General features: G+C 68.2%; 20 protein-coding genes and 1 pseudogene. 11 read left to right on the plus strand and 10 right to left on the minus strand.

All coding sequences use genetic code 11. The features are described 5' to 3' along the window. Positions 1-29 precede the first annotated feature (29 nt). Positions 30-776 carry a dienelactone hydrolase family protein gene (locus NXI30_01795; protein ID MCR9092926.1) on the minus strand — a complete coding sequence of 249 codons (747 nt, stop codon included), beginning with the start codon at positions 774-776 and terminating at the stop codon, positions 30-32. Positions 777-878: 102 nt separating this feature from the next. Here NXI30_01795 and NXI30_01800 point away from each other — a divergent pair, with 102 nt between their 5' ends. Next, positions 879-1,736, plus strand: a complete 858-nt coding sequence (locus NXI30_01800) for a TauD/TfdA family dioxygenase (protein ID MCR9092927.1) — start codon at positions 879-881, stop codon at positions 1,734-1,736. Positions 1,737-1,745: 9 nt separating this feature from the next. Beyond that, complete coding sequence (locus tag NXI30_01805; GenBank protein ID MCR9092928.1) at positions 1,746-3,020, plus strand: MFS transporter; 1,275 nt, start codon at positions 1,746-1,748, stop codon at positions 3,018-3,020. A gap of 13 nt (positions 3,021-3,033) precedes the next feature. On the opposite strand, the gene NXI30_01810 is transcribed toward NXI30_01805, so the two are convergent. Both NXI30_01810 and NXI30_01815 read right to left on the minus strand, forming a co-directional pair. Further along, positions 3,034-4,173 (minus strand): amidohydrolase, encoded by a 1,140-nt coding sequence (locus tag NXI30_01810; GenBank protein MCR9092929.1) that lies wholly within the window; start codon positions 4,171-4,173, stop codon positions 3,034-3,036. Positions 4,174-4,294: 121 nt separating this feature from the next. Next, positions 4,295-6,352: a hypothetical protein gene (locus NXI30_01815; GenBank protein ID MCR9092930.1), complete on the minus strand. Its 2,058-nt coding sequence runs from the start codon at positions 6,350-6,352 to the stop codon at positions 4,295-4,297. A 235-nt stretch (positions 6,353-6,587) separates the two neighbouring features. Here NXI30_01815 and NXI30_01820 point away from each other — a divergent pair, with 235 nt between their 5' ends. Then, on the plus strand, positions 6,588-8,207 hold the full coding sequence (locus NXI30_01820) for a hypothetical protein (protein ID MCR9092931.1): 1,620 nt from the start codon (positions 6,588-6,590) through the stop codon (positions 8,205-8,207). On the opposite strand, the gene NXI30_01825 is transcribed toward NXI30_01820, so the two are convergent. Together NXI30_01825 and NXI30_01830 are read right to left on the minus strand one after the other, a co-directional pair. Further along, the gene (locus tag NXI30_01825; GenBank protein MCR9092932.1) at positions 8,182-9,675 is read right to left on the minus strand and encodes an ammonia-forming cytochrome c nitrite reductase subunit c552; all 1,494 of its coding nucleotides are present in this window, start codon (positions 9,673-9,675) and stop codon (positions 8,182-8,184) included. The genes NXI30_01820 and NXI30_01825 overlap by 26 nt on opposite strands. 11 nt (positions 9,676-9,686) lie before the next feature. After that, entirely contained in the window at positions 9,687-10,163 is a 477-nt protein-coding gene (locus NXI30_01830) for a NapC/NirT family cytochrome c (GenBank protein ID MCR9092933.1), read from the minus strand. A 273-nt stretch (positions 10,164-10,436) separates the two neighbouring features. Here NXI30_01830 and NXI30_01835 point away from each other — a divergent pair, with 273 nt between their 5' ends. The 3 genes and pseudogenes from NXI30_01835 (at position 10,437) to NXI30_01845 (ending at position 12,318) form a co-directional block, all read left to right on the plus strand. Beyond that, complete coding sequence (locus NXI30_01835) at positions 10,437-11,192, plus strand: hypothetical protein (protein ID MCR9092934.1); 756 nt, start codon at positions 10,437-10,439, stop codon at positions 11,190-11,192. A 23-nt stretch (positions 11,193-11,215) separates the two neighbouring features. Continuing rightward, a pseudogene (locus NXI30_01840) lies at positions 11,216-11,314 on the plus strand (SDR family NAD(P)-dependent oxidoreductase). A gap of 185 nt (positions 11,315-11,499) precedes the next feature. Next, on the plus strand, positions 11,500-12,318 hold the full coding sequence (locus tag NXI30_01845; protein MCR9092935.1) for a serine acetyltransferase: 819 nt from the start codon (positions 11,500-11,502) through the stop codon (positions 12,316-12,318). Positions 12,319-12,447: 129 nt separating this feature from the next. Here the strand turns inward: NXI30_01845 and NXI30_01850 are convergent, their stop codons facing one another. Next, positions 12,448-12,906, minus strand: coding sequence for a nuclear transport factor 2 family protein (locus tag NXI30_01850; GenBank protein MCR9092936.1), 459 nt, complete (start codon positions 12,904-12,906; stop codon positions 12,448-12,450). 100 nt (positions 12,907-13,006) lie between these two features. Between NXI30_01850 and NXI30_01855 the strand changes: the two genes are divergently transcribed. The 3 genes from NXI30_01855 to NXI30_01865 all read left to right on the plus strand — a co-directional run bounded on the left by NXI30_01855 (position 13,007) and on the right by NXI30_01865 (position 17,499). Continuing rightward, a complete protein-coding gene (locus tag NXI30_01855) occupies positions 13,007-15,220 on the plus strand; it encodes a molybdopterin-dependent oxidoreductase (protein MCR9092937.1) in 2,214 nt (737 codons plus the stop codon). Positions 15,221-15,363: 143 nt separating this feature from the next. Continuing rightward, a complete protein-coding gene (locus NXI30_01860; protein ID MCR9092938.1) occupies positions 15,364-16,479 on the plus strand; it encodes a hypothetical protein in 1,116 nt (371 codons plus the stop codon). A gap of 240 nt (positions 16,480-16,719) precedes the next feature. Further along, positions 16,720-17,499 carry a TIGR01458 family HAD-type hydrolase gene (locus NXI30_01865; GenBank protein ID MCR9092939.1) on the plus strand — a complete coding sequence of 260 codons (780 nt, stop codon included), beginning with the start codon at positions 16,720-16,722 and terminating at the stop codon, positions 17,497-17,499. Between the two features lie 18 nt (positions 17,500-17,517). Here NXI30_01865 and NXI30_01870 read toward each other — a convergent pair whose 3' ends face one another. Together NXI30_01870 and NXI30_01875 are read right to left on the minus strand one after the other, a co-directional pair. Continuing rightward, a complete protein-coding gene (locus tag NXI30_01870; protein MCR9092940.1) occupies positions 17,518-20,682 on the minus strand; it encodes an efflux RND transporter permease subunit in 3,165 nt (1,054 codons plus the stop codon). Between the two features lie 5 nt (positions 20,683-20,687). Continuing rightward, positions 20,688-21,866: an efflux RND transporter periplasmic adaptor subunit gene (locus tag NXI30_01875; protein MCR9092941.1), complete on the minus strand. Its 1,179-nt coding sequence runs from the start codon at positions 21,864-21,866 to the stop codon at positions 20,688-20,690. A gap of 518 nt (positions 21,867-22,384) precedes the next feature. Here NXI30_01875 and NXI30_01880 point away from each other — a divergent pair. Together NXI30_01880 and NXI30_01885 are read left to right on the plus strand one after the other, a co-directional pair. Beyond that, positions 22,385-23,359 carry an HDOD domain-containing protein gene (locus NXI30_01880; protein ID MCR9092942.1) on the plus strand — a complete coding sequence of 325 codons (975 nt, stop codon included), beginning with the start codon at positions 22,385-22,387 and terminating at the stop codon, positions 23,357-23,359. Positions 23,360-23,567: 208 nt separating this feature from the next. Beyond that, positions 23,568-24,224, plus strand: a complete 657-nt coding sequence (locus NXI30_01885; protein ID MCR9092943.1) for a PEP-CTERM sorting domain-containing protein — start codon at positions 23,568-23,570, stop codon at positions 24,222-24,224. A gap of 137 nt (positions 24,225-24,361) precedes the next feature. Here NXI30_01885 and NXI30_01890 read toward each other — a convergent pair whose 3' ends face one another. Both NXI30_01890 and NXI30_01895 read right to left on the minus strand, forming a co-directional pair. Continuing rightward, complete coding sequence (locus NXI30_01890) at positions 24,362-25,072, minus strand: sulfotransferase family protein (protein MCR9092944.1); 711 nt, start codon at positions 25,070-25,072, stop codon at positions 24,362-24,364. 51 nt (positions 25,073-25,123) lie between these two features. After that, a complete protein-coding gene (locus NXI30_01895; protein MCR9092945.1) occupies positions 25,124-25,507 on the minus strand; it encodes a DUF2784 domain-containing protein in 384 nt (127 codons plus the stop codon). Between the last annotated feature and the right edge of the window lie 61 nt (positions 25,508-25,568).

Consider the following 25,568-nt stretch of genomic DNA (forward strand, 5'->3'; position numbering starts at 1 on the left):
ATGCCGGATCCTCCCCGTCCGCCCTCGTCTCAGGCGGCCAGATGTCTTTCGAACAGCGAGAGCAGACGCTGGCGATGGCGCTCGTCCGCGTCGGCGTCATAGCCGTGCGCACCGACGAGGGCGAAGCCGTGGTGACAACCCGGATAGTGCTCGAGAGTGTAGTTCGCACCGGCCTCACGCAGGGCCGCATCGATTCGCTCCGTCTCGCCGGGGATGATGTAGGGATCGTGCTCTGCCACACCCAGATAGATTTCGCCGGCCATCCGATCGGCGAGAAGATGCGGGCTATCCTCTCGATCGGTCGCGAGGTTCGCCCCGTGGATCGAGGCCGCCACGGCGACCCGATCAGGCAGCCGCCCCGCCGCGAAGAGCGCGAGCGGCCCGCCCATGCAGTAGCCGACGCAGGCGATCCGATCCGGCCTGGCTTCCGGCCTGGCGGCAAAGAACTCGAGGAAGGCTTCGATGTCGCGGAGAACGCCCTCGTTGGTCACGAGCGCGACCATTTCCATGACACGGGCCTGCTGGTCCGGATCGTCCTGCAAGGTCGAGTGATCGAGCGGCTCGTAGTCCCCGGAGCGATAGAAGAGATCGGGGACGAGCACGTAGTAGCCGTACTGGGCGAGACGTTCGGCGGAAGCGAGGAGCGTCGGTCGGATGCCCATTCCGTCCATCAGGTAGACGACGGACGGCCAGGGTCCCTGCCCCGTCGTCGGATGAAAGACATGGGTCGGAACGCGGCCCTCGCCCGTCCGGATCTCGACGAATTCCCCGTTCATCGCTTCCCCCTGCACCGACACTGGAGAGATCCGCCGGGCGATCGTGGCTCCCCGGGGTCGGTTCCTCTTTGATAGCCTACCGACGTGAGAAGGGGAGACCCCATGTCGGTACTCGACGAAATGAAGACCGCCGCGCTGAGCGGATCCCTCGGAGCACTCGTATCCGGAATCGACCTGCGCGAGGTCGAGGGACCGGAGGAGGTCGCCGCCGTTCGCGCGCTCCTGCTAGACCGACTCGTGCTCGTCTTTCCCGACCAACACCTCGACGCCGAGGAGCAGCGCGCCGTGATGGCGCGCTTCGGCGAGGTCGAGAAGCACCCCGAGCGACCGCAGGTCCTGGCCGACAGCGACGAGGAAGTCGTCGTGATCACGCCGTCCGCCGGCGTCTCCGCCGTCTGGCATTGCGACTACGAGCCCGACTTCATGCCCTGCGGCATCTGCTCGCTCAACATGGTCCAGACGGCCGCGGACGGGGGCGGAGACACGATCTTCGTGAACGCCTACCGGATCTACGACAGCTTCTCGGAGCGCATGAAAGAGCTGCTGGACGGGCTGACCGCGATCCATCGCAACACCGGCAACAGCGGTCGACAGCGCGACGAGGCGTGGTTCCCGCTGGTCGGGACCCACCCCGAAACGGGTCGACGCGGACTCTTCTACAGCGCCCACCACGTACAGGACTTCGTCGAGCTGCTCCCGGAGGAGAGCGCCCTCCTGCTCGCCCGCCTGCAGGAGCTCACGCAGAAGCCGAACTTCGCCCTGCGCCACCACTGGAGCCCCGGCTCGATCGCACTCTGGGACAACCGCGCCGTCCAGCACTACGTCGTCCCGGATTTCGAGGGCGACCGCCTGCTCTATCAGGTGACCGTCCGAGCCGAGCCACTCGACCCCCTCCCCGACTACGAGCAGCCGAGCGAGTCCGATCTCGTGTCGGCGACTTCAGAGGTCGCCGCACGCTAGGAGCGGATCGTGTCTTCCAGGCCAGAGAGCCAAGCCCGCTACGCGCTCGTTCTCCTCTTTCTCGTGATGATGCTCAACGTGATCGATCGACAGATGCTGTCGATCCTGATCGAGCCCATCAAGGCCGAGCTCGGCGTCGGCGACGCGGCGATGGGGCTGCTCACGGGCACCTCCTTCGCGCTCCTCCACGTCGTCGCGATGATCCCGATCGCGAGCCTCGCCGATCGCCGATCGCGGCGCGGGCTGATCGCCCTGGGCCTCGGTGCCTGGAGCGCGCTGACCGCATTGACGGGGCTCGCGCGCAGCTTCACCGAGATGTTCTGGATCCGACTCGGATTGGGGGTCGGAGAGGCGACGGCGGTCCCGGCATCCCATTCCCTGGTCTCCGACCTCTTTCCCGTCGACCGCCGGGCAACGGCCCTCTCGATGCTGGTCCTCGCCAGTCCGATCGGCCAGATGATCGCCTACGCCGGCGGCGGGTGGGTCAACGAGGCGTTCGGATGGCGCGCGGCCTTCTTCGTCTTCGGCGTTCCCGGGATCGCGCTCGCGCTCGTGATCCGATCGACGCTCCACGAGCCGGCCAGGGGCCAGGCCGACGGAACGGCCGGTGAATGGACGCCGGTCCCGCTCGTGGCGGCGCTGCGACAGCTGCTCCAGCGCCCGACCTACCGTCATCTCGCAGCCGCCGGTGCGCTGTCGGCGACCGCCAACTACGCGCTCCTCATCTGGTCCGCCCCCCTGTGGATGCGGAGCTTCTCGCTCGACAGCGCCGCCGTCGGAACCTCGCTCGCGCTCGCGACCGGCCCCGCCAACGCGCTGGGCGTCCTGGTCGCGGGCCGTCTCGCCGATCGAGGGGCAGCACGCGACGCTCGTTGGCTCGTCTGGCTCCCCGCCACGGCCTGCGTCCTGGCGGTCCCGGCCTCATTGGCCTTCGTGTTCGCCGAGGAGTACGCCGCCGCCGTCGGCGCGGTCGTCCTCGCTTCGCTGCTGGGTTCGATGGTGATCGGACCGGTCTTCGCCGCGGTCCAGAGCGTCGCGGCGCCCCCGGTTCGCTCCATGGCCGCCGCGGCCCTCTCGCTTCTCCTCACGGCATTCGGGCTCGGGATCGGCCCCCCGCTCGTCGGCATGCTGAGCGACCTCGGGACCTCGGAGCTCGGCGTCGGCGCGCTTCGGCGCGCGCTGGCGGGCGCGATGCTGTGCTTCGCCTGGGGCGCAGTCCATCTCGTGATGGCCGCGCGGACGATCCGGAGCGACCTCGAGCGGGCATCGATCGGGCGCGCTTGATCCCGGTCGGTCGTCAGCCGGCCCCGACCGGCGCGATCGCGTCGACGTCGAACCCGTAGAGTCGAGCCACGTTGTCGCGCAGGATCGCCCGCTGCTCCTCGACCGGAACCTCGGCCAGGATCTCCGCCGCGATCTCACGAGAACGCGGGAACGTCGACTCCGTGTGCGGGTAATCGGAGCCCCACATGAGGGTGCCTTCCCCGCAGACGTCGCGGACCCGGATCCCGACCGCGTCTTCCTGGAAGCTGAGGAAGCAGTTGCGCTTGAAGAAGTCGCTCGGGAGCACGCCGGGCTCGAAACGATGCCAGTCTCCGCGGAGCGGTCGGTCCGTGTAGCAGTAATCCGCCTGGAAGAGGAAGAAGGGTACCCAGCAGACCTCGTGCTCCACCGATCCGACGCGCAACTTCGGATGCCGTTCGAAGACACCCGAGAAGATCATCTCACCGAGCGACTTCCGGACGAAATGGTCCTGGAGATAGAAGGCGGCTTCCGAAACCCGCTGTGTACTCTCCTGACCGGGCTCGGCCGAGAGCAGTCGGCGACCGGTGGCTACGTGCATGCTGAGCGGCATGTCGAGATCGACGGAGGCGCTCCAGACAGGCTCGTACATCGGGTCGTCGTAGGGCCGGTCTTCCGGCGGCAGAACGGTGATCATCGCTCCGCAGAGCCCGAGCTCCCGCGCCCGCTTCATCTCGCCGACCGCCTCGGCCGGATCGTCCACGTTGACGAGCGCGATCCCCTTCAGTCGATTCCGATCGTGGCTGCAGAACTCGGCGATGAAGTCGTTGTAGGCGCGCATGGTCGCCGAGCAGAGCTCCGAGTCGGGAACGCTGTACGCGAGCAGCGCCTCGCTCGGATAGATCACCGAGCCCATGACGCCGTCGTGGGCGTTCTCCGCGAGGTAGAGCGAAGGATCGTAGGCCGCCGGGCGGACCTCCTCGAAGCTCGCCGCGGTGATCAGCTCGGTCGCGTCCTTGTCGAAACGATCGCCGGTCTGGACGCCGAGGAAGGACATCGACCGCTGTCCATCGATCGTCCACCAATCGTGGTCTCCGTCCCGAACGACCCGCGGCTCCCGCCCGCGAAACCGCGCATCGATCCGTTCGGTCCAGAGATCCGGCGGCTCGATGATGTGCGAGTCGGACGAGATCATCCAATCCACGCCGGTCTCCGAGCCCGACGATCCATTCGTTGAGGATGAAGCCATCGCGAACGCCCCTTTCTCGCATGTCGTCGGGAAGCGGCGAGCCCCGACGCAGTGTCTCCCCCATACGCTACACGCAAAGGTCGACCCGCGAGAGGTGGCCCTTCAGCGGCCGCGAGCGGTGGCGAGAACGCCCGAAGACGCCAACAAACCCGACGCCCGCCGCCACGAGCGATCCGAAGCCGGGTTCGGGCACGGGCCGGTAGACGATCTCCAATCGGGGCCCCGAGATCGGCGAGTCCACCGAGACGAAGTTCACGCCGAAATCGAGTTCCTCTCCTGCCGGAACCTCGACGTCGTCGACGTCCCAGCCGGTCCGAAGGCCGAGGAGGGTGTAGCCCTCGTCGTCGACCCACGAGAGACCCGTCGCGTTGAGTGGGAAGACGACTTCCCCGTTCGGAACGTAGGTCTCGCTCACGTCGATGCGTGGCGCGCCTTCCGGCGGAGCGTCGACGGGCTGGAAGACACCGTAGTCGGAGAGCTCCCGCGTCGTCGGATCCGGATCGTTCGTCCGGACCAGAATCAGATCGTCGGCCGACTCCGGATGCGTATTCGAGTAGGGATCGCCGAAGAGGGTGTACTTCATCCGCAGCGTCGCGGACTCGATCACCGCGCCATCGGGGAGCGCGCGGGTATCGAAGGGAAGGTTCAGCCGCGAGATGATCGAACGCGTCGTGCCGCTGAAGTTCTGGTTCGTTCCGAGGTTGCCTCGCGAGGCGGTGAGGAGCGTGGCGCTCGTCAGCGTCCGCGCGAAGTCGAAGCTGCTGGCGTTGCGATACAGGCTCATGTCGACCGGCCCGCCGCCGAGGAAGGAGGCCGTGCAGAGCCCGGTCCCCTCGTCGAAGACGTCGCCCGGCGCGCAGACTTCGGGACCGCAGCCACTCGTGTCGAGCGCGCACGCCGGTCCACAGGCGAGCGTTCCGTGGGTCCACCCGATCGACGCGCAGGTCGCGCCACCGAGCGTCGTGCCGTCGCACACCTCGCCGTTCGCGTCGTCGATCACTCCGTTGCCGCAGTACCGCGAAACGGTCACCCGGACTTCGAGGGCAGAGCCCACGACGCCGAGGGTCTCGATCGTGATGCCGCGATCGGTGTCGACCAGGGTCTGCCCGACTTCGAGCAGGACGTCCGCGGAGTCGACCTCCTGCGATCCCCCGCCCGGCTTCGCGTCGAGCAGGAGCGACGCGCCCGTGGCCTCGGTCGAGAACTCGGGGAAGAACTCGGTGCCGAGGTGGACCATGGCGCCATCCGTCGCGAGCTCGGAGAAGCCCGCGTCGAATCCGATCGGCTTCCGGTAGCTCACCCAGTAGTCATCGAGGACCCGGTAGTCGTCGTACGGTCCGCTGGCCGGAATCCGGAGGGCCTTCAGTCCGGCTCCCGTCGTCTCGTAGGGCTCCAGCAGAAACGTGCCCCCTGCCCCGCCGACCTCGGCGATCTGGTCGTCGAACCACTCGAGCGCGTACTTGCCCGGCGGCGTGTAGTGACCGTCGTTCACGCTGGCTGCGATCACGTCATAGCGGTCGGTGCCCGTCGCGAAGCAGCTCGCGCCCATCGCCTCGGTCCCACACTCCCAATCCAGGGAGTGCTGGAGACCCCCGAAGCTGTGACCGAGCTCGTGCGCGACGAGCGGTCCCCAGGGCGCGGCCGGTGCGTTCAAGAGGATGACCGAGAACTCCGCGGGGCCGAGCTCCGTCTCGAAGGCCCACTTCCCGAGTGTCGACAGGCCGACGAAGCCGCAGTTCGCGTTTCGGGGGAAGACGACGATCCAACGATCGAGGGTCCGGAAGTCGAGTGCGTTGTCGAGCTCGTCGACGAGCTGCCGCGTCCCGGCTTCGGTTCGAACGAGACAGTGGGTGTCGTCGTACGAGGCCTCGAACTGGCCGACGACGAACTGAAAGCTCTGCACCAGGGAAGCCCGTCCATAGGAGGCTTCCGCCACGTAGGCCGCGGCCGACGTGGCGTTGCTCGCATCGTAGACGTAGTCGAAGGCGTCGACCCCGGAGAAGTTGGGGGTCCGATCGTTCGCGAAGTTCACGAACGTGACGAGCGTTTCCTGTGGCCCCAGGACTTCCCCGGGGTCGATCGTCTGCGCCATCGCGGTGAACGGTGGGCACAGCGCAACGAGCATGGAGAGGAGCAGAGAACGGGCGGGAAGAGCGGCCATACGGGGCGATCGACTCCGGGGATGGGGGTTCCAGGCCCTCGTTGGTGCCGAATCCCCAACGCAGGTTCCGTCGGTTCGCTTCTCCAGGAGATGCGAACCGCCTCCTCGGACCCCCATCCCGAACCACGGACACTAACGCGTCGACCCGGTCGTCGGTTGGGAGCGAGCCCGTCGACACGCGCCCCGTGGAGAACCTTCCATGTCTTCTCTCGACCGGCTTCCCACCGCATGGCATCGCGTCGCGCGGCAATCGCTCTGGCTGATCATCCTCATCGGCCTCTCCGCACCGACCGCGCAGGCCCAGCTCGGCAGCCCCGTCTGCTGCGCGAAGAACCCCTTCCCCACCACGACCAACGCCAACGTCGCCGTCCCCGAGCTCTCCCGCATGCTCCCGAGCGGCGGTGTCAAGAGCGAGACCCGCTACGAAGGCGGTCTCCGATGGCGAACGACGCGAACCCTCTCCCTCTTCGGAGTCACCGCTCGCGGCCTCTCGTCGCGAACCTGGGATACGGACACGCGAAAGTGGAGCGACTGGGATCACCTCGGCAACCCGTCCGGTGCGCCGATCGAACGCATCTCGAATAGCGGCGACTCCCCCGGCCTGGACTTCGGCTTGCCGCTGGTTCGCGGATGGGGCGCGCACGATCCCGACTGGATCGTCTACCAGGGTCTCGGGACCGAATCCGGGAGCAGCACGCCCGACTTCGAGACCGCGCGGATGGAGATCGATGCTCCGCGCGCGAGTCTCGACTACGCGGGCCTCACGCCGAACCTGACCACCGCGACCGGCCGCTCGATTCCGAGCTCGTGGGACTACTTCAATCCCCAGGCCGGCCTCGACTCCGTCGCGCAGACGGGCGTGAACCAATATCGCCGCCACATGTTCGGCACCGGCATGCCCCGCTCGTTCGTGACGTCGACCCGCTTCCAGGACTCGCCGACTCTGCCGTTGATCGAGCTTCGACAGCAGACGAAGAACGGGACGCCGACCTGGCACGACCACGGCACGCCGGGCGACCGATTCGGCGTCTCCGTCGGCCCGGGTAGCGCGACCTCGGTCATCCACGACTACCTGAACCGCGAAGACCCGCTCGACGCCGAGGAGCAGCACTACGTGTTCGTCGCCACCGACCCGCAGGTCGAGGGCGACACGGGAATCAACGCCGGCGAGATCGCCTACCTGCAGGGCGACGGACAGACGTTCGCCTGGCACTCCCTCGGAGCACCGGACGCCTTCGTCAACGGTGCCCCGGTCGCGGAGAGCTACTACACCGACGTGCCGATCGTGGGAGGCAAGGGGCGCCTGCTCGTCTTCGCCGTCGCACGTGGCGCGCGAGGCGGTTGGCACCTGTCGACCCACTACCACGACGGCAACGGCTGGAGTGCCGGTTGGGTCGACCAGGGCTCGCCGCCCGGCCTCTACGGAGACAAGTTCCGAATGACTTCCTCCGCGGTCTGGTATGTCGGTTCGAGCAGGGATCCGGGCAACCTTCGCGTCAGCGCCTTCGGCTACGCGGAGAACGACGGCCCCGAGAACGGGCGGCTCGTCGAGTTCCACTGGAATGGCGCGACCTGGCAGTGGATGCCGCTCCGCGAGGCCCCCGGCGGACACGGGCTTCGGACCGACCACGCCGTCGTCGTCGACGAAGGGAGCCGCGATCGGCTGACCGTATTCGTCCGAACCTACGACGGTCGCATCCTCGAATACGTCCGCGAGTATTCGGGCACCAGCGTCTCGAGCGAGACCTGGAACGATCTGTCGAACGAGCCGCTGTTCCGTCCGATCGGAACCTTCAGCGGCCTGATGTCGGGTCGCTAGTCCAGGCAGCCTCTGCGACTCGATCCGACCGGCGGGCGGCGTCTCTCGAGGCGTCGCCCGTTCGCGTCGACGCGGTTCGCATTTCGGCCCTCGCGCCATTGCGCGCCGCCTCCACGGCCGAGAGGCCTCGCCGTGAGAAGTCGATCGAATCCGCGAGAATTCGTGCCGCTTCCTGCGGCGCATGGAAGCCCGAGGAGTTCTCGGCCTCGACGTAGTCGACGTAGAAACTGGCCCGACGCTGGAATTGCTGCGCCTCGGCCAGAAGCGCCTCGTCGACGCCTTCGGCGCGTGCAGCGGTGATCCGGTCGATGAGATCGACGAGAGCGTCGAGCGCACGGTCGACGACGTGCCGATGGCGAGTCTGGATCGCCTCCGTCCGCGCGACGAGCTCCGCCTCGGCGTACTTGTGACAGGTACCGCACGCGTTGTTGGCCGCGAGCAGCGGACTGGCCACGTGGTGATCGCTCACCTTCTTTCCCCCGACCGTCTTGTACGGCATGTGGCAGTCGGAGCAGCTCACACCCGAGCGGGCATGGATGCCCTGCGACCACATCTCGAACTCCGGGTGCTGGGCCTTGAGCATCGGCGCCCCCGTCTCCGCGTGGGTCCAGTCCTTGAAGCCGTTCGCCTCGTACACGGCCCAGGCGTCGTCGACGGTCAGCCCCTTCTGCCATGGATAGGTAAGGGTCTTTCCCGGACCCTCGAAGTAGTACTCGACGTGACACTGACCGCAGACGTAGCTGCGCATCTCCTGACGAGTCGCGTCCCGATTCACGTCGAAGGCCTCGATTCCCTCGAGCCGCTTCACGTCGGCGATCGCTCGAACGAAGGCCGGGCGCGTAACGCGAAGCGCCATGGTCTCCGGCACGTGGCAGTCGATACAGGCGACCGCATGGCCCAGATGGGTCCTGGCCTCGTCGTAGGACATCGCGTTCAGCGCGTCGAACCCCGCGTCGAGGTCCCCGTCACCGAGCGCCTTCATCGCCCCGTAGGTCGAAGCGTGGCAATTGATGCACGTGCCCGGTTGGCCGACGTCCTGGCGGCGCGTGTAGATCTGGTCCTCGAGCATGTAGGCGTGACCGCGTTCCTCGCGGAAGTCCTTCGAGAAGGCATAGCCGGCCCACATGCGGCGGAGCTGGGGGATCGTGTCGAGCTTGCTCTTCGACACGACGTTCCGGGGGTCCCGGCTGCTCGGCTGATTGGGGATCGCCTCGCTCCCGCCGTAGAGCGTCTGCTCCATGTCGGCCGTTCGGAGGTAGTCCTCGAAGTGGATCGGATAGTTCTTGCCCCACTCCGCGGGATCCGTGGTGTCGTCGTCGAGCTCGACGACCTGGACGATCGCCGCGCGCGCTTCCTGCTTCCGATCGAAGATGTTCACGAGCATGAAGGCGGTCAACATCGACGCCAGAGCGGCGGCGGCGGCAACCAGGCCGAGCGTGCGGCCCGACGTTCCTCGCGAGCTGGACATGGGATCCTCCGTCATCGGTCGTGGCCGACCGTCGAATGGCAGCGCGTGCACTCCACGTCCTGCCGATCGGTGTGCGCGACGTCCACGAGCCCGGTCAGCGCAGTATGGCAGCCTCGGCAGGCGCCCTCGGTGATGCGCCGATTGAAGTCGGTCAGCTGAAGGTGCTCGGCGTAGCGACCGGTCGTGAAGGCGAGCGCATGATTGAAGCCGTTGACCGCTTTGGAGCCGTACTTGGCGAGCACGCCCGCGTGGGATGCGTGACAGTCGTTGCAGGTGGCCACGGTCTTGTGAGACGACTTCGCCCACGCATCCAGGTGTCCCTGCATGACGTGGCAGTTCGCGCACGCCGATGCGTCATCGGTCAGGTAGGAGGGAACGTTCGCGTAGCCGAGCGTGAACGTACCCAGCCCCACCGCGACGCCGACGAGCGTGGCGGCCCAGACGGCGAGGGCGCGCGGGCCACGAGCTTGAGTGGAACCCGTTTCCATCGGGCGCCAAGGGTAGAACATCGCGTGCTCCCACGGCGTCACGATCTCGTGGCTCGGTCCCCGTCGAGTTCCGCCGATCGGGGCCGGTCCGAGGCGACGAGCGTCGCCGGCCGCGCAGGGGGCGAGTGGGTGGGGCGCGGCGTGGCCGATACCGCGGGTCTGGAAAGCGCCCACGCGCTCGTCGCGACGGCGTATGATGTGACCGAAGGCGTTGACCCGGACGCGAGTGCCGCGACGACCTTCGCGAGGAGCCATCGCCCCGAGGAGAACCCGATGCCGAGATCGATCGACTTTCGACGTGTCCCCCACCCTGCCGCCCGGCGCGGGATCTCTACGCGCTGGGTGCCGCTCTTCACGGTACTGGGCTTCCTCGTGCTGTCGGAATCTGCGGTCGCTCAGGTCTTCTACGACAACCTGGGCAACGCGGACGTGTTCGAGGACGACGACATCGTCTCCTTCATCGGCGACTACGCCAGCCTCGGCGACACGGAGGACTGGTTCCAGGGCTTTCGCTTCACGAGCGGGGCATCGGGCCCCGTGGCCTCGATCGACGTCGCCGTCGGCAACTATCTCGACGGGCCCGGCACGATGGAGTTCCGGCTCTACGCTGACGCTGCCGGCGGACTCGGTGCGCTGCTCGGAACGTTCACCGTGACGGCGACGGCGGAGCAGTTCGACGGCTCGATCAAGCGCGGCCGCGTCGACGAGGGCTCCGGTGGACCCACCCTCGCGCAGGGCTCCGACTACTGGCTGATGGCCACGGCTGCGACGCCGACGATCTGGTTCCGCAACGAGCAAGGCGACGTGCTTCCACGCCTGTGGACACCAGACGGCGTCGGCGGAACACTCAACGCCGATACGCTTGCGGCCGCGGCGTTTCGCGTGAATGGACCGCCGCCGGTGCCGCTGATGGGACCGACCGCGACGGTGTTGCTGGCCGGCCTCGGAGGCGCGATGGGGTTGCGGGCGCTCCGACGAACCCACCCGAGTCGACGCGGCACAACATGCGCGAGAACGAGCAGGCGATGAGCGGGAGCCTGGTGGGCTGAGTGTCGCCCTACTGCGCGTCGAAGTGGGGACTGCGCGGCGCCACCAAGGCGGCGGCGCTCGAGCTCGGTCCGCACGGGATCCGCGTGGACCGGGTCTGCCCGCACGGTCCTGCCATGGCGCCGAGTACATGGTGGACGGAGGCCATACGGCCGGTCACATCTGGTTCCAGACGACTCGAGCCATCCGCGAGGCGGGCGTGATAGGCTCGCGCCACGGTCGCGCCCGGACGCCCGGCGTCCGAACGCGACCGACAACCACCTGCACCTGCGCCCACGGAGGAAGCCCCGTGCCCGATTTCGACAAGGTCGCCAGCGAGCTCCTGGCTCTACGCGAAGGCGGCGACCCGGTCAGCGAAGCGAGCAAGGAAACGCTGCCCTACAAGAGGCGCGTCAAGGACGCACTCGGCGCGCTCCGCGCGCTCGTCACGGACGATACGCCGACGGACCACCTCGAGAGCGACCTCCGCGTCGTCCACGGGATCGTCGGCGCCCTCGTTCCTGCCGCCACGGCATCTGCGTTCATCGAGCGGCTCCCCGAGGTCCGGCGCCTCGTCGCGACCGACGTCGCGGCGGCCTACGACCGGGATCCAGCCGCCAACAGCTTCGCCGAGGTGATCGTCGCCTACCCGTCGATCCTCGCGATGGTCACCTACCGGATCGCCCACGTGTTCTACGCGCTCGGCGAACAGGTCGTCGCGCGGATCATGTCCGAGGACGCGCACAGCGCAACCGGCATCGACATCCACCCGGGCGCCCGGATCGGCAACCACTTCTTCATCGACCACGGGACAGGCGTCGTGATCGGCGAGACCTGCATCATCGGCGACCGCGTGAAGCTCTATCACGGCGTCACGCTCGCCGCGTTCTCGAACAAGGCCGGCCGGGCCGACTCCGGCAAGCGACGACACCCGACGATCGAGGACGACGTCACCATCTATCCGAACGCGACGATCCTCGGCGGCGACACCGTGATCGGTGAAGGCTCCGTGATCGGTGGCAACGTCTGGCTCACCGAGTCGGTGCCGCGCTACACGCGGGTCACGGTCGAGGAGCCTAGGCTCCAGCTCCACCAGAAACGTTCGCCGGAGATGGGCGAGGGGATCTGACGAGCGCCAGCCTTGGTCGAGCGAAGGAGCGCCCCGGCAACCGGTTCGCGGGGCCGCTGCCGATCATCGTCTCAGGAGAGCGGAGCCGGATGCCGGCGCCATCCGCCGAGTCGAAGCGCTCGTTCCTGCTCAGGTCGCGACGATCGGGGGTTCGAAGTCGCCTGGGAAGTTGTGGCGCCAGGCGAGCTCTTCGTAGCGGCGGGAGATCCGCCAGCCCTCGGCATCACGGCGCATCTCGTCGTGGAACCAGATTCCGGAGATCACGACTCGCTCGTCGTCGCCCCGAATCATCTTGACCCCGATGTACTGCATCGAGCGAACCGAGGCGCGATCGCCGTCGAGTGAGATGGAGGCGTTCGAGCTCAGGTGTTGCGCGGCCGGAAAGCCGGCGAAGACGGCGGCCAGCCATCGCCGCACTTCGGCTGGAGTGCCGACCGCGCCGTCGTTCTCGGAGTAGTCGATCTCGGCGTCCGGGAAAAAACAGTCCTCCCAGGCCCGCCAATCCCCCTTGTCGAGGGCATGCGCTTCCCGCACGAGCAGGTCCTGGATCTCGGCGCGGTCGGAGAGTTCGGCGAGCGTGTAAGGCATCTCGCCTCGGAAGGTAGGACGAGCCTCCGAGAATTGCAGAGGCCCTGGACGCGGTCTGATAGCATCGGAGAGACGTCGGATTGCAGGAGTGAGACACGAGATGGTCGAGCGCACGGGGCATTCGAAGGGGGTCGCGGTGCGGGAAGCGCTCTCGTTCTGTCGCCAATGCATGGGGATGTGCGGGACCGTCGTGAGCCTCGACGAGACGTCGCGGGTGGTCGGCGTTCGCGGTGATCGCGAGGACCCCTCGACCCTCGGCTACGCCTGCTTCAAGGGACTGAACGCCCCGGAGGCCCACAACAGCCCGCAACGTTTCCTCCGACCGATGAAGCGGATGCCCGATGGTGAGCTTGCGCCGATTCCGCTCGAGCAGGCCCTCGACGAGATCGCGACGCAGATCGGCGAGCTCGTCGAGACGGACGGTCCTCGCGCCATCGCGGGCTACCGCGGCGGCGGGGCGTTCTTCACCTCGTCGTCCGTGATGATGCTCCCCGCGTTCCTCTCGGCGCTGGGCTCTCCGAAGTCCTACAGCTCCGTCACGATCGATCAGTCCGCCAAGATGGTCGCGCTCGGCCGGCTCGGGATGTGGCCGCCCGGGCGAGTCCCCATGAGCCGCGCCGACGTCTATCTGCTCGTGGGCGCGAACCCGTTGGTCTCCGTGAGCGCGAACGGTTTCGATACGCGCAATCCGACGAAGCGCCTGCGCGCCGCCCGGGAGCGGGGCATGAAGCTGATCGTGATCGATCCGCGGGAGAGCGAGACCGCCCGCTTCGCGGACATCCACATCCAATCGCTCCCCGGCGAGGACTGCGCGGTCCTCGCTGGCCTGATCCACCTCGTCCTCGAGAACGGCTGGCAGGATCAGGACTTCTGCGACCGCTACGCGGACGACGTCGAAGCGTTGCGGCGAGCGGTGGCGCCCTTCACGCCAGTTGCCGTCGCCCAGCGCGCAGGCGTTTCCGAGGCAACCCTTCGAGAAGCGGCGCGTCTCTTCGCGCACGAGTGCAGCTCGGGTCCGGCGGCGGGCGCGACCGGTCCGGACATGGCCCCCGGCGGCAATCTCGCCGAGCACCTGATCGAGTGCCTGAACATCGTGTGTGGGCGCTACCTGCGCGAGGGCGATCCGGTCGAGCACCCGGGCGTGATCCACGCCCGGCAGCCGATTCGCGCCGAAGTGATCCCCGCGCCGCGCTGGTGGGAAGACGGGGCGAAGAGTCGGGTCGGCGGCTTCGGCCAGCTCGACGGGGAGCTGCCGACGGGGACGCTCCCCGACGAGATCCTCGCCCCCGGCCCCGGGCGCGTACGCTGCCTGATCTCGCATGGCGGCAACCCCGCTTCAGCGATCCCGGGGATCGAGAAGGTCGAACGGGCCTTCGCTGCCCTCGACCTGCTCGTCGCGATCGAGCCCTTTCCGACGATGACGACGGCGCTGGCGGACTACGTGCTCCCCCCGACGCTCCAATACGAGCGCGCCGACCTTCCGATCTGGCTCTACGAGAGCCTCTTCTCGCCCGAGCCCTATACGCGATTCACGCCGGCCATCGCGAAGCCACCGGAGGGCGCGGAAGTCGCGGACGACCACCTCTATTTCTGGGAGCTCGCGAAGCGCCTCGGCCTGACGCTCGAGCTGATGGGAGAGGCGCTCCCGATGGACGCGGCCCCGAGCACCCGCGAGATCCTCGAGCGGACGGCCGCGCACGCCCCGATCGCCTTCGACGACCTCGAACGGGCGGAACGCGGTGTGTTCCTGCCCGGCGAAACCCAGTTCGTCGAGCCGGGCGACCCCGAGAGCCCCCATCGATTCAGCCTGCTGCCGGACGACGTCGCCGACGAGCTCGCCGGCTGCGCCGCGACGCTCGCCCATCCACCCCTCGGCGACGAGCGTTTCCGCTACCGCCTGGCCGTACGTCGGCTCCGGGACGGGAACAACTCCGCAGGCCTCGCGTTGCCGTCCATCAAGGCGCGCGTCCCCGTCAACCCGGGCTACATGAATCCCGACGACATGGACGACGAGGGGATCGCGACCGGCGACGAGATCGAGATCGCATCGCGCCACGGAGCGATCCGTGTCCGCGCGGAGGCCGACCCCTCGCTCCGCCGCGGCGTCGTCTCCGTCTCCCACGGATTCGGCGCGTTGCCGCGTGAGGGCGCGAAGTACGCGGACGCCGGGGTCAGCACGAATTGGCTGACGAGCACCGACGACTCCGCCCGCGAGTCGATCAACGCGATGCCCTGGATGACCGGCTTCCCGGTCTCGGTCGAGCGGATCGGAACGAGCGCTCTCGACTCGATCCCGGTGGCGCGGGGCGCGTAGCGCCGCGGCGGCGGAAATTCGTCCGCTCTGTGAACCCCTTCACGGAACGCGTCGCGGATCGGCGCGAAGATGGCTGCATAGGAGCGAGCCGCCGATAGGGGCCCGCGGCGCGAGCGCGTCGGCGAGTCCCAGGGAGGCCTCCCATGGAGCACCGCCGAGACCCGAACCACCCCGATTCCACCCTCCGCAAGAACCGAATCCGTCCTGCGCTCGTCGAGACACTGCTTCTCGTGGGCGCCCTCGTGCTGTCGACCCCGAGCGTGTCTGGCGCGATGGGCGAGGCCCGTGCGGACGTCGCGCCCGACGGAACGCCGCGAAACGTCGCCAACTTCGGCCTCCAGACCTTCGCGACGTCGATCGGCCCGTATCACGTTCGCGGTCCCGGTGAGTCCTTCGGCGAGGTCGACGTCGCCATCGGCGTCTTCAGCGCGAGAAGTCGGTGCGTCAACTTCCAGAGCAGCAATTCGAGCGCCTTCATCCGCGACAGCTTCACCGTCGTTCCGCTTCCAGGAACGACCCCGAGCGGGCCCGTCACGGCGACGCTCCACCTGGACTTCTCCGGCGACATCGACCTGGACACCGAATCGGGCGACGCTCTGACGCCCTCCAACCTCAGCGCGCTGATCACGGTGAACCTTCAGCGCCTCACCGCGGCGCGGGGGAGGATGATCGATCGCGCCCGCGTCCTGAAGTCCTACGCGGAGAACACCTCTCCGCCCGCTCCGTCGATCACCGGCCCCCGCGTCGTGACGGCGGACCTTCTCACGACCACGCTCCTCGGGACCGGTCAAGCTCAGGTCTTCGTCGACAGCCGTGTTCGGTTCGACGGCGTGGTGTCGATCCCGATGACCGCGCCCGTCGGGACGCCCTTCTATTTCGAGGCCTACCTCGGCGTCAGCATGACCTCGGGCGAGGGCTACATGACCTTCGGCGGCTTCGAAGACGGAGGCGTCCTGTCGATCGAGCTGCCGCCCGGCTACACCTTCAACTCCGGCTCGGGCGTACTGTTGAGCCAGGCGCTCCCCGAGCCGACGGTGGCTTTCTCGCTCGCCGCCGGATGCGCCCTCCTCGCCGGCCGGTCGAATCGATCCCGAAAGAAGCCGATCGCGGACCAGGGCGGAAGACGAGCGGAGCGCTCGAGACCGACGCTCTCCGCGATCCACGTGGGACGGACGTCGGCGGCGCGTCGCGAAGGAGCACGAGCAGGCCGTTCGAGTCCTCGAACCACGGGCACGACGTCGTCCGGTCGTTCGGTGTGAAGCACTCGCTTCGCAGCGAGTCGGCGGGGCAGTCGCGATTGCCCTCGACGAAGACGGTGTCGTCACTCTCGGCGAGGATCTCGCCGTTCCGGACGGCCTTCCTGTCTGGTCCTTCGTCGGGCGTCTCGCGGGACGATGGGTCCTGGAGCCCGAGTGGCGCCCGGAACGGCGTGCGGGGGATCGCTGCAGGGGCGATACTCCCGTCACGGGCGCCGAACGAGCGCCCGGCCGGAGTCTTCCATGGCAGCCCTCCTGCTCGACATGGACGGCGTCCTCTACGAGGAAGAGCGACCGGTGCCCGGCGCAGCCGAGTCGGTCGCCTGGCTGCGTGCGCAACGCGTGCCCTTCCTCTTCCTGACCAACACGACCTCCCGACCGCGAAGCGCCCTCGTCGAGAAGCTCGCTCGCCTCGGAATCCCGACGAGCGAGAACGAGATCTTCACGCCTCCGGTCGCCGCCTCGACCTGGCTCGCGAGTCATGCGGAAGGTCCGTCTGCACTCTTCGTTCCTGCGGCGACCGCGGCGGAGTTCGGGGACGTTCCGCTTCTTCCGAAGGATGCCGAGTCAGGCGCGGCGAGTGTCGTCATCGGCGACCTCGGCGCCGGCTGGGACTTCGACACGCTCAACCGCGCGTTCCGTCTGCTGATGGGCGATCCTCGTCCCGCGTTGATCGCCCTCGGGATGACGCGCTACTGGCGCGCCGAGGACGGGCTTCGCCTCGACGTGGCGCCCTTCGTCGCCGCCCTCGAGCGGGCGTCCGGCGCCGAAGCGATCGTGCTCGGCAAGCCCGCGCGGCCCTTCTTCGAGTCGGCCGCCGAGCGGCTCGGTGCGCGCATCGACGACCTCGTGATGGTCGGCGACGACATCGTGGGCGACGTACAGGGAGCGCAACACGCGAGCATGCGCGGCGTCCTGGTCCGCACGGGAAAGTTCCGCGCCACGGATCTCGAGGGAGGGATCCGTCCCGATGCGGTGCTCGACTCGATCGCCGACCTGCGGACGTGGTGGACCGACGCGTGAAGGCGGGGTCCGGGAGCGCTACCGGCCCGCGCTGAACCCCGGCGTGCCCTCGGCCCCGCCCGGATCAGGCTCCGCGACCGAGGACGCGTGCTCCGTCGCGAGTTCCTCGAGGCGCGCCGCCACGCTCCCGGGAAGCGCGGTCCGTCGCGCGACGATCGAGTACGCGACCGGCACGACGAAGAGCGTGAACAGCGTGGCGAAGCTGACCCCTGCGAAGACGGTGACGCCGATCGCGAAGCGGCCGCCCGAGCCGGCGCCCTGCCCCGTCATCAGCGGAAGCGCACCGATCGCGGTCGACAGACCCGTCATCAGGATCGGGCGAAGGCGCGTCGCGGCCGCCTCGCTCACCGCCTCGTCGAAGGCGGCGCCCGCGGCGCGAAGCTGGTTGGTGAACTCCACGATCAGAATTCCGTTCTTTGCGGCGAGTCCGATCAGGATGGTCATCCCGATCTGGCTGTAGATGTTGAGGCTGCCGCCCAGGAGATAGAGCCCGAGGAGCGCCCCCGCGATCGCGAGCGGCACGGTCAGCATGATCACGAGCGGATGGACGAAGCTCTCGAACTGCGCGGAGAGCACGAGGAACACGATCAACAGCGCGAGGGCAAAGCTGGTGTAGGCCGCAGCGCTCGACTCGCGGAACTCGCGTGACTGGGCCTTGTAATCGAAGCGCGCGAACGCCGGCAGCTCGTCGCGTGCGAGCGCGAGCAGATCGTCGAGCACGTTGCCCAGCGTGTGGCCCGGCGCGACGCCGCCATCGAGCGTCGCGGCGGAGAGGCGGTTCAGTCGCTTCAGCGAACCCGCGTCCGCCAGCTCGCGAGTCTGCACGAGGTTCGACAGCGGGATCAGCTTTCCGGTTCGTTCGGAGCGAACGTAGAGATTTTCGAGATCGTGGGGATCGCGACGCTGCTCTTCGCGCGCCTGCAGGATCACCGGATACTCCTCGCCGCGGTCGACGAAGGTTCCCACCTGTCGGGAGCCCAGCATGGTTTCCAGCGTGCGGCTGATGGTCTGGGTCGTCACGCCGAGATCCGCCGCGCGGGCGCGATCGATCTCGATTCGGATCTCCGGGCGCGTCGGGCGATAGTCGCCATTCGCGCCGACCAGACCGGGGACTTCGTCGGCGCGTGCGAGGACGCGCTGCAGCCACTCACCGGCCTGTTCGTGGCTGCTCGCTGCGATCACGAACTGGACGGGCCGCCCCCCACGGTTGCCGAGTCCGCCCGGGCTCATCGCGAAGACCCGCACGCCCGGGAGCCTGCCGCCCTCTCGGTTCAGGTGCGCCGCCAGCTCGTCGGCGCTCCGGTCACGGTCCTCCCAGTGCTCGAGGACGATGATCCCGATGGCCGAGTTCATCCCTTCGCCGGAACCGAAGCCGGGCACGCGAGTGATCGCGTTCCGCACCTCGCCCCGATCGACCATCGGAAAGAGCACCCGGTCCTCGATCTGGCGGACGTGGTCGACCGTGTAGTCGAAGCTCGCTCCCTCCGGCCCCTGGAGCACCATCATGAAGGCGCCCCGGTCCTCGCTCGGCTCGAGCTCCGTCGGCACCTGCTCGAAGAGGAAGTAGATCGCCGCCACGGACACGAGCAGTGCCCCGCCGGCGAGGATCGGTCGACGAAGGGCGACCGCGAGTGCTGCGCGATAGGCCCGCGTCCCCGCTTCGAGCGCGGCGGTCGAGACGCGGATGATCGGACCGTCCTTCTCCTTGCGGACGAGCAATTTCGAGCAGAGCATCGCGGAGAGCGTCAGCGCCACGAAGCTCGAGAGGGCGACCGTGGCGGAGATCGTGATCGCGAGCTCCCGGAAGAGCCGGCCCGTGGCCCCCTCCATGAACGCGATCGGCACGAAGACGGCGATCACCACGAGCGTCGTCGCGATCACCGCGAAGCCGACCTCTCGCGCTCCGCGCAACGCCGCCAGGAGCGTCGGCTCGCCGAGCTCGATCCGACGTTGGATGTTCTCCAGCACGACGATCGAGTCGTCGACGACGAGACCGATGGAGAGCACGAGGGCGAGGAGCGTGAGCAGATTCAGCGAGAGACCGAAGGCGAAGAGGAACGTCATGCTGCCGACGAGGCAGATGGGAACCGTGACCGCCGGAATCAGCGCCGCGCGACTCGTCCCGAGAAAGAGGTAGATGACGATCACGACCAGGATCATGGCGATCACGAAGGTCTGATAGACCTGGTCGACCGACGCCTGGACGTACTCCGAGCTGTCCCAGGAATTCAACAGCTCGAGGTCTTCGGGCAGCTCGGACTGGACACGCGCGACCTCTTCGCGGACGAGGGACGCGACTGCCGTCGTGTTGGCACCGGACTGCTTGACGATTCCGATCCCCATCCGAGGGACACCGTTGCCGCGGTAGTAGGTCCGCCATTCTTCGGGGCCGCGGCTCACGCGCGCGACCTCGGCGAGACGGACGAGATGACCATCCGCCCCGCGCGCCACCACCATCGATTCGAAGTCGCTCACCTCGCGGTAGCCGCGCTCGACGCGGACGGCGAAGTCGCGTCGCGTCGACTCCAGACGCCCCGCCGGCAGCTCGATGTTCTCGCGCCGAAGCGCGTCTTCGACGTCGTTGACGGTGAGCTGTCGCGCAGCCAGGGCGACGCGGTCGATCCAGACGCGCATCGCATAACGCCGATCGCCGGAGAGGCGCACCCGCGCGACGCCGTCGAGGACCGAGAACCGGTCCACGAGGTAGCGCTCCGCATAGTCGGTGAGCTCGAGGGCGCTGCGCGTCCGACTGCCGAAGTTCAGCCAGAGGATCGGGCTCGAATCGGCCTCGGCCTTGTAGATCTCGGGCGGATCCGATTCGTCGGGCAGGTCGTCGATCGCCCTGGCGATGCGTTCGCGCACGTCGTTCGCCGCGTCGGCGATCTCCCGCGAGAGCTCGAACTCGATCGTGATGTAGGACGCGCCGTCGCTGCTCGTGGCCTCGATGGTACGAATTCCGTCGATCCCGTTCAGGCGATCCTCGAGGGGCTTGGTGATCCGGCTCTCGACCACGGCCGAGGACGCGCCCGGATAGGAGGTCGAGATCGAGACGATCGGCGGGTCGACGTCCGGCAGCTCGCGAAGCGGCAGACTCCCGAAGGAGAGCACGCCGAAAGCGACGATCAGCGACGACAACACGGTCGCCAGCACGGGCCGACGAACCGACACGTCCGACAGGAACACCGCGCCTACCCCCCCTGCTCCGTCGGCTCGAGCGTCGTCGAAGCGTCGGCGCGCGCAGTTTCTTCGACGACCTCGACGCTGCTCCCGGGAAAGAGCATCGACCCTCCTTCGACGACGACACGCTCGGTCCCGTCGAGTCCGGCGAGAACCTCGACCTTCCCGCCCGCACGACGACCGGTCCGGAGCTCGATCCGCTTCGCCTTCTCGTCCTCTCCGACGGCGAACACGAAGTTCTTCTCGCCGAGGGGAACGATCGACTCCTCGGGCACCGAGAACGCGACGCGCTCGTTAGCGGACAAACCGATGGCCATCAACATGCCGGGACGCAGCGCATGGTCCGGATTCCGCAGGTCGGCGCGCAGACGCACCGAGCGCGTCTCGGGGTCGATCCTCGTGTCGATCGCCCGAACGACGCCCTCGAATCGTCGATCCGGCCAGGCGGCGGTCGTTGCCCGCACGACGACCCCCGGCTCGACCACCGACAGGAAGCGTTCCGGAACCGAGAAGTCGACCTTGATCAGCTCGATGTCGTCGAGCGTGGTGATCGGATCGCCGGGCTGAACGAGGGTCCCGGGGCTCACGCTACGCATCCCGAGCACGCCAGCGAAGGGCGCGCGGATCAACCGATCGCGCAGCCGCGCCTCGAGCTCCGCGAGCCGGGCTTCGGCGGCGGCGCGCGCAGAGGTCTGCGTCTCGAGCTGCGCCTGGGAGAGCGAACCGTTCCGGCGCAGCTCGACGGCGCGCTCGTACTGGCGAACCGCCTCTTCGTAGTTCGCGCGCGCTTCGCGGAGCTGCGCGGACTCCTCGCGACTCGTGAGCTCGACGAGCACCGCTCCGGCGTCGACGACGGCGCCGTCCTCGAAGCGTACTCGACTCACGGTCTCGGTGACCTGCGCAGCCACGACGATCGACTCGTTCGCCCGCGCGGTTCCGAGTGCCTCGATGCGGTCGACGAAGGTGTGCTCGGCGACGTCACCGACGACGACCGGAATCGACCGTCGCATCCCCTGGCCGCCCATGAACTGGTCCGCGGAATCGTCTCCGCATCCGCAAAAGACGAGCGCGAACGCGAGCCAGCCTGCCAACCGAAGCGCCGGCCGGGCGGCGGCTCGACGGTCCTGCGCCGCGGGGGCGATCGAGCGATCACACAGCGGGACGTGCGGCGAACGTACGGGGGACGACATCGTGTTGGGCTTTCGGGGCGGCGTGGGCCGAGTCTAGCGCCCCGATCCCGCGTATTCTCGACGCCTTCGCATCGAGGCCCCAGCCGAGTCGCGCGCGCTCCGGGCAACGACCCGGGAGGAGCTGCTCCGGACGCCCATCGACGAATCGCTCGATGCACGCCCGATGGGCGAGCGCGTGGAGCGCCTGATCGAGCGTTCTTTCGTCGCCGATGCAGCTGGCCCGCTCCGCGCGAAGATCCAAGGCGCCGTGATCGATTCCCTGATCCGATCCAGCTGGCGTTTCGCGCGACCTTCGTCGACTTCGTGCCGTCGCGCTCACCGGAGTTCCTGCTCGCGAGCATGGACGAGACCTCGATCGATGATCTCGAGCAAGTCGCCGACCCACGAGCGTCGCGGACCGCGATTTCTCCGGGTTTCCCCCTATTGAGTGATCCGGCGGGCCCGCCGTTTCGCGAGTAGGCGGATCGGGGCGCGATGAGCGGGCTCCGGGTCCCCGGAGCCGGGGTCGAGGAGCGGGCATGGGCGGTGATTTCGAGCAGCGGGCGTCTCGGCGTGGCGCTGCGGGTGGCGACGTCCGGATGTCGGACGTCCCCCAGGAATACGTCGAGGCCTGTCTCGAGCGACTCTCGGAGGAAGGGGTCGAAGGCGAGTCGAGGACGCCACTCCTCCGGGTCCTCGAGCGCGCGATCCGGCGCGATCAGCTCGTCCTGCCGATGGTGTCCACGACGCTGACGCGGGTTCTCGGGCTGCTCGAGCGCCCCGACGTCGCGATCACCGACCTCGCGCTCGCCGTCGAGACGGACCCTGCGCTCGCAACGAAGATCGTGGGCGTCGCGAACAGCAGCGCCTACGCCGGAATCGACTCGGCCTCGTCCGTCCATGATGCGCTGATGCGTGTCGGTCTCGAGCAGGCCAAGACCATCATCGCCGGCGTCGCCTTCCGGTCCTCCGTGTTCCACATGCCCGGTTTCGAGCGAGAGATGGACATGCTCTGGCAGCGATCCCTCGCGAACGCGCTCGCCACGCTCGCGCTTCTCGAACACGATCCGCGCTGGCGCGACAGCGCGTTCCTGCTCGGCCTGGTTCAGGACGTCGGTCGAATCGTCCTGCTCGCCACGGTCGCGGCCGCGACGGCCAGGAAGACGAAGACGCCGAGCGCGGCCACGATCGAGGCTGCAGGCGACGTGATCCGGTGCGAGCTCGGCGCGATCGCGCTGTCGGCGTGGGCGTTCGACGACGATCTCGTCGACGCGGTCGTCTGGCAGGAGCAGCCCGAGCAATGCCCGGAGGCCAGTCGGCCGCTCGCCAAGGGCCTCTACGCCGCGGACACGCTGATCCATCTCGGCATGCGCGGCTGGCAGCCCGGCGCGAGCCCCGAGTCCGACATGATGGTCGGAGAGCTCGTCGAGCCGCTCGGCTTCGAGCTGCAGCAGATGGCCGAGGTCCTTGCCCTCGTGGAGGGCGGCATGTCGGCCTTCTCGAAGCTCGGCTGAGCACCCGCGGACGAGTTCCCGGCCGGGAACCTCGTGATTCCGCCGTCGGCCCCTGCGAATGGGTCATTTTCGACACGAATCTGCGCGGGTTCCGTGTTTCTCTGCCAACCTGGCGCATTCCTTCTGCCACAAGGGCCCGCGCGAAGCCACACATCTCCGGATCCGAACGTGCGCCCTGCGGCCACGTTCTTCTTCGGAGATGTAGAGCATGGGCAGACTCGTCAACCTCGGTTCGGCTCTGATCGCCGGTCTCGTCTTCGTCTTCGCGGGCGCCGCGAGCGCGGCGCCGATCGGCGTCCTGAACGGACTGACCCAGATCGACGTCACCTCCTTCGGCACGCTGATCTCGCCCGGCTTCGACATCCAGTTGACTCCGGGCGGGACCGGGGAGGTGGTGTTCTTCGACGGACTGCCCAGCCCCTCGGTCCTCTACGACGTGACCTCGGTGGATCTCATGGCCGGACAGGTCTTCCTCGACGGCGCAGTGCTCGAGCTCAGCAGGGCCGGAACCACGGTCGAGCTCAGCAACTTCGTGATCGACGCGGCCGCCGGCTTCGTGCTCGCCGACGTGCTGTCGCCGGGATTCGACGTGAACGCGCAGATTTTCGCGATCAACAAGGCCTGCAGCCTGGCCGACCCGTGCGTCGGTCTCGACGGTACGATCAGCATCGGCGGCCTCGAGCTGACCGTGACCGGCACCGCAGCGGACGTGCTCACGACCGAACTCGGCGTCGGTGATCTCACCGACGTGGCCTTCGGTGTCGCGACCACGACCTTCACGCCGATTCCGGAACCGGGAACGGCGGCCCTGATGATGCTCGGCCTCACGGGCCTCGGCCTGGCCGGGAATCGCCGCGAACACTGAGGCGACGCGAGGGCACAACCCTTTTTCGGCGCTCGCACCCACTTCGACTGAACCGCTGACCCCTGAACGTCCCGCCGCGACCTCGCGACGGAGCGTTCTCGTCTGAGTCTTCGCGGTCGTTCGCCTGTCGACGACCCTCAGCGGGCGTCGCGCTCGGACGGATCGGCCGGAAAATCGGTCGAGAACACGCCCTTCCGCCCCAGGACGTAGGCCGACACCACTCGCGACTGGAGCTCCTCGCCCTCGTTGAGGTGCGGATAGGGCTCCGCGGGCACCGGCCGGCCCAGGTAATCGCAGAGCGGCTCCCAGCCCTGCCCGACTTCGTAGACCAGCAGGCGCTCGGCGGGCACCGTCTCGATGACCTCGCGGTTGTGTCGCTCGAAACCGGCGATCCAGGCGTCGCGGTCGGCGCGCTCGCTGCCCAGGCGTCGATTCACGCGCTTTCCGATCGAATGGATGGCGCGCACGTTGGGAGAGTACAAGCCGGCGAAGCGGATCTTTCTCAAGGCGCGGTGCATGGCGGCGAAGGATTCGAACCAGCGCTCGGGATCGCGCACGGTGAGGAGTACCTTCGCCTCGGGGAAGGCCTCCATCAGCTCGCGGTAGAAGAAGCACGTCGGGAAGTCGAGGGTGGCGGTGTAGTGCCGGAAGAGCCACTGCCAGTCCATGGCGGAGCGGCCCTTCATGAAATCGACCCAGGCCGGGCGATGGCCTTCGTTGTAGCCGGGACGCGGCTGGAGGATCTCCACGAAGTGGTAGCAGGGCGCGAAACCGAGCATCTCGAGCGCGGCCTTCGTAGAGAGTGTCCCTGTTCTACCGAAGCCGGCGCCGATCACCTCGAGGGGCATCGCGTCACGGTACCACGCGCTCCCAGCGCGAACGACCGCTGCGGAAGGTCCTCATGAACGGCCGGCTCGCGCGCGTCGCTTCGCCCGAAGCCCCCGCGTCGCGTAGATCGCCAGGTTGACGGCGACCACCATCGCCCCGAGCAGCACCTGCACCTCGCGCGTCAGCCCCGCCGGATACACCAGCGGCACGACGTAGTGCTCGATGAAGCCTCCCGAGTAGCCCGCCTCCCCGGCCGCCCGGCGGAGCACGTTCTCGAGCGGCGTCAGCGGGCAGATCCAACCCATCGTCACGACGGTTGCTGCCCAGGCCGCGGCGGGCAGATGAATCCACGCGACGCGCGGCCAGCGGAGCGTCAAGAGCCCGCCGACGACGGCGAAAGCGATGAAGGCGGCGTGGATCAGGAGGACGACGTCGGCGAAGAAGCGAGTGAGCATGTCTCCCTCGGCGCGCGGCTCGACCCCGTCCTTCCGCCGAGTCGGCCCTGGACCGGCCCGG

It is taken from the genome of bacterium, from assembly GCA_024742285.1.
Taxonomy (GTDB): domain Bacteria; phylum Myxococcota_A; class UBA9160; order UBA9160; family UBA4427; genus UBA4427.